The organism is uncultured Tenacibaculum sp., assembly GCF_947494125.1.
Lineage (GTDB): Bacteria > Bacteroidota > Bacteroidia > Flavobacteriales > Flavobacteriaceae > Polaribacter.
Genome location: NZ_CANLTU010000027.1, coordinates 1 through 5154 on the forward strand (window position 1 = coordinate 1; position 5154 = coordinate 5154).

At 46.3% G+C, this 5154-nt stretch carries 2 tRNA genes and 2 rRNA genes; all 4 read right to left on the reverse strand.

The annotated features are described in order from the left end of the window. Positions 1–88: 88 nt before the first annotated feature. Positions 89–2967, reverse strand: a 23S ribosomal RNA gene (locus Q0881_RS17580). Between the two features lie 192 nt (positions 2968–3159). Beyond that, a tRNA-Ala gene (locus Q0881_RS17585) sits at positions 3160–3233 on the reverse strand. Positions 3234–3318: 85 nt separating this feature from the next. Further along, positions 3319–3392: transfer RNA gene (locus Q0881_RS17590), tRNA-Ile, on the reverse strand. Positions 3393–3475: 83 nt separating this feature from the next. Next, positions 3476–4995: ribosomal RNA gene (locus Q0881_RS17595) — 16S ribosomal RNA — on the reverse strand. The 16S and 23S rRNA genes sit together here with 2 tRNA genes alongside, the layout of an rRNA operon. Positions 4996–5154: the final 159 nt, after the last annotated feature.

Consider the following 5154-nt stretch of genomic DNA (forward strand, 5'->3'; position numbering starts at 1 on the left):
ATATTTCAACTGTATAAGTTAACATATTAGTAAAATCATATCGTAAATTGTCAAAGAGTTTCGCTTCCCTCACAAGGAGGGAAGACTTATACATAAGCCTATGGGTTATTAGTACTACTCGGCTATGACATTACTGCCTTTACACCTGTAGCCTATCAACGTCGTAATCTCCAACGACCCTTTAAAGAAATCTCATCTTGTGGTGGGTTTCGCGCTTATATGCTTTCAGCGCTTATCCCTTCCGAACGTAGCTACTCTGCAATGCTCCTGGCGGAACAACAGATACACCAGAGGTTCGTCCAACTCGGTCCTCTCGTACTAAAGTCAGATCCACTCAAATTTCTAACGCCCACAGCAGATAGAGACCGAACTGTCTCACGACGTTCTGAACCCAGCTCGCGTGCCACTTTAATGGGCGAACAGCCCAACCCTTGGGACCTTCTCCAGCCCCAGGATGTGACGAGCCGACATCGAGGTGCCAAACCCCCCCGTCGATGTGAGCTCTTGGGGGAGATCAGCCTGTTATCCCCGGAGTACCTTTTATCCTTTGAGCGATGGCCCTTCCATGCGGAACCACCGGATCACTATGCTCTACTTTCGTACCTGATCGACCTGTATGTCTCTCAGTCAAGCTCCCTTATGCCATTGCACTCTACGCACGGTTACCAAACGTGCTGAGGGAACCTTTAGAAGCCTCCGTTACTCTTTTGGAGGCGACCACCCCAGTCAAACTACCCACCACGCACTGTTCTCATTGCTGAGTTAGGCTCTAGATAAGCAAAGGGTGGTATTTCAAGGACAACTCCACAACGCCTAGCGACGCCGCTTCATAGTCTCCCACCTATCCTACACATTACTTATCCAAAACCAATACGAAGCTATAGTAAAGGTTCACGGGGTCTTTTCGTCCCGCTGCGGGTAATCGGCATCTTCACCGATACTACAATTTCACCGAGCTCATGGCTGAGACAGTGTCCAGATCGTTGCACCATTCGTGCAGGTCGGAACTTACCCGACAAGGAATTTCGCTACCTTAGGACCGTTATAGTTACGGCCGCCGTTTACTGGGGCTTCATTTCAGACCTTCGCCGAAGCTAAGCCCTCCATTTAACCTTCCAGCACCGGGCAGGTGTCAGGCCTTATACATCATCTTTCAATTTAGCAAAGCCCTGTGTTTTTGATAAACAGTCGCCTGGACCTTTTCACTGCGGCCCTCATTGCTGAGGGCGACTCTTCTCCCGAAGTTACGAGTCTATTTTGCCTAGTTCCTTAGCCATGAATCTCTCGAGCACCTTAGAATTCTCATCCCAACTACCTGTGTCGGTTTACGGTACGGGTTCTTATAATCTGAAGCTTAGAGGTTTTTCTTGGAAGCCCTTAGGCACACTATCAACGCATCCGAAGATTTGTTGTACTATCACACTTCAGCTAGATCTGCGGATTTGCCTACAGTTCTAATACCTACATGTTTCAACGAACTATTCCGTCAGTTCGCGGTGCTTTCATTACTCCGTCACCCCATCGCAATTATAAGAAGTACAGGAATATTAACCTGTTGTCCATCGACTACTCCCTTCGGATTCGCCTTAGGTCCCGACTAACCCTCAGCTGATTAGCATCGCTGAGGAAACCTTAGTCTTTCGGTGAGGGGGTTTCTCGCCCCCTTTATCGTTACTTATGCCTACATTTTCTTTTCTATCCGCTCCAGCATACCTTACAGTACACCTTCTGCGCAAATAGAATGCTCCCCTACCACTTATACTAAAAGTATAAATCCATAGCTTCGGTAATATGTTTATGCCCGATTATTATCCATGCAAAACCGCTCGACTAGTGAGCTGTTACGCACTCTTTAAATGAATGGCTGCTTCCAAGCCAACATCCTAGCTGTCTAAGCAGTTTCACCTCGTTAGTTCAACTTAACATATATTTGGGGACCTTAGCTGATGGTCTGGGTTCTTTCCCTCTCGGACATGGACCTTAGCACCCATGCCCTCACTGCTGAGTAACATTTTATAGCATTCGGAGTTTGTCAGGAATTGGTAGGCGGTGAAGCCCCCGCATCCAATCAGTAGCTCTACCTCTATAAAACTTTCGCTCAACGCTGCACCTAAATGCATTTCGGGGAGTACGAGCTATTTCCGAGTTTGATTGGCCTTTCACCCCTACCCACAGGTCATCCAAAGACTTTTCAACGTCAACTGGTTCGGTCCTCCACTGTGTGTTACCACAGCTTCAACCTGCCCATGGGTAGATCACTCGGTTTCGCGTCTACTACTACTAACTATGGTCGCCCTATTCAGACTCGCTTTCGCTTCGGCTCCGGACCTTAAATCCTTAACCTTGCTAGTAACAGTAACTCGTAGGCTCATTATGCAAAAGGCACGCCGTCACACAGTAAATGTGCTCCGACCGCTTGTAGGCGTACGGTTTCAGGTTCTATTTCACTCCCTTACTTAGGGTTCTTTTCACCTTTCCCTCACGGTACTAGTTCACTATCGGTCTTTCAGGAGTATTTAGCCTTACCGGATGGTCCCGGTGGATTCATACAGGATTACTCGTGTCCCGCACTACTCAGGGTACTGCTATATCTTCTTCGCTTACCTATACGAGACTATCACTCTCTTTGGTTCGTCTTTCCAAACGATTCTAGTTCACTTAGATTCTAATGTCGCAGCCCTACAACCCCAATACTGCCGTAACAGCATTGGTTTGGGCTAATCCGCGTTCGCTCGCCACTACTAACGGAATCACTATTGTTTTCTCTTCCTCTGGTTACTTAGATGTTTCAGTTCACCAGGTTTGCCCCCTTGCGGGTAACATGTCTTCAACATGCTGGGTTGCCCCATTCGGAAATCTACGGATCATAAAATGTGTGCTTCTCCCCGTAGCTTATCGCAGCTTATCGCGTCCTTCATCGCCTCTGAAAGCCTAGGCATCCGCCATACGCCCTTATTTAGCTTATTGTACTTTTTGCTCTAGTATTAATACTAGAACGAGCTCTTTATAATTTATTTTTATAAAAATTTTGTTGTTAAATATTAATTTAACTTCTCTATCTTGATTCTTTACGATATCATTTTACCAATATGTCAATGAACTTGTGGCGAGTCGACACTTACTAGTATTTAAACTTCTGTGAACAACTTTATGCCGTTGTGGAGAATATCGGAGTCGAACCGATGACCTCTTGCGTGCAAGGCAAGCGCTCTAGCCAACTGAGCTAATCCCCCATTATAAACCCTAGAATACTATTCAGAATTTGAATGTCGAATCCTCTAATTTCTAGAATTTCCTCTCTAATAATTAAACTTGTTGTAGTCTCGGGCAGACTCGAACTGCCGACCTCTACATTATCAGTGTAGCGCTCTAACCAGCTGAGCTACGAGACTATAATAGCTTTCATTATTAGTGTTTTTTAAAATTAACAGCAAAGAGTAAAATACCTCTTATGTAACTCACCATCTTTCTCTAGAAAGGAGGTGTTCCAGCCGCACCTTCCGGTACGGCTACCTTGTTACGACTTAGCCCTAGTTACCAGTTTTACCCTAGGCCGCTCCTCTCGGTAACGAACTTCAGGCACCCCCAGCTTCCATGGCTTGACGGGCGGTGTGTACAAGGCCCGGGAACGTATTCACCGGATCATGGCTGATATCCGATTACTAGCGATTCCAGCTTCACGGAGTCGAGTTGCAGACTCCGATCCGAACTGTGATATGGTTTATAGATTCGCTCCTATTCGCATAGTGGCTGCTCATTGTCCATACCATTGTAGCACGTGTGTAGCCCAGGACGTAAGGGCCGTGATGATTTGACGTCATCCCCACCTTCCTCGCGGTTTGCACCGGCAGTCTCGCTAGAGTCCTCAGCATTACCTGTTAGCAACTAACAATAGGGGTTGCGCTCGTTATAGGACTTAACCTGACACCTCACGGCACGAGCTGACGACAACCATGCAGCACCTTGTAAAGTGTCCGAAGAAAAAGCTATCTCTAGCCCTGTCACTCTACATTTAAGCCCTGGTAAGGTTCCTCGCGTATCATCGAATTAAACCACATGCTCCACCGCTTGTGCGGGCCCCCGTCAATTCCTTTGAGTTTCAGTCTTGCGACCGTACTCCCCAGGTGGGATACTTATCACTTTCGCTTAGTCACTGAGATAAATCCCAACAACTAGTATCCATCGTTTACGGCGTGGACTACCAGGGTATCTAATCCTGTTCGCTCCCCACGCTTTCGTCCATGAGCGTCAGTATATACGTAGTAGACTGCCTTCGCAATCGGTATTCTAAGTAATATCTATGCATTTCACCGCTACACTACTTATTCTATCTACTTCCGTATAACTCAAGTCAACCAGTATCAAAGGCAGTTCCATAGTTAAGCTATGGGATTTCACCTCTGACTTAATTGACCGCCTGCGGACCCTTTAAACCCAATGATTCCGGATAACGCTTGCACCCTCCGTATTACCGCGGCTGCTGGCACGGAGTTAGCCGGTGCTTATTCTTACAGTACCGTCAAGGCCGTACACGTACGACTGTTTCTTCCTGTATAAAAGCAGTTTACAACCCATAGGGCAGTCTTCCTGCACGCGGCATGGCTGGTTCAGAGTTGCCTCCATTGACCAATATTCCTCACTGCTGCCTCCCGTAGGAGTCTGGTCCGTGTCTCAGTACCAGTGTGGGGGATAATCCTCTCAGACCCCCTACCTATCGTTGCCATGGTAAGCCGTTACCTTACCATCTAGCTAATAGGACGCATAGTCATCTTGTACCCATAAATGTTTAATTAGATAGTGATGCCACTTCCCAATATTATGGAGTATTAATCTTCATTTCTAAAGGCTATCCTCCTGTACAAGGCAGATTCTATACGCGTTACGCACCCGTTCGCCGGTCGTCATCTGATGCAAGCACCAATGTTACCCCTCGACTTGCATGTGTTAAGCCTGCCGCTAGCGTTCATCCTGAGCCAGGATCAAACTCTTCATTGTATAATCTTTAATATTATTAATGAATAAGTTCCAAAAGAATTTTCGTCTAACCGTAGTTAGACTTGGTTATTCTACTCTTTGTTTACGCTGTCAATTTCAATATTTTCAATGAACTTTATTAATCGCTATATTTAGTCTTATCAACCAAAACATTAATTA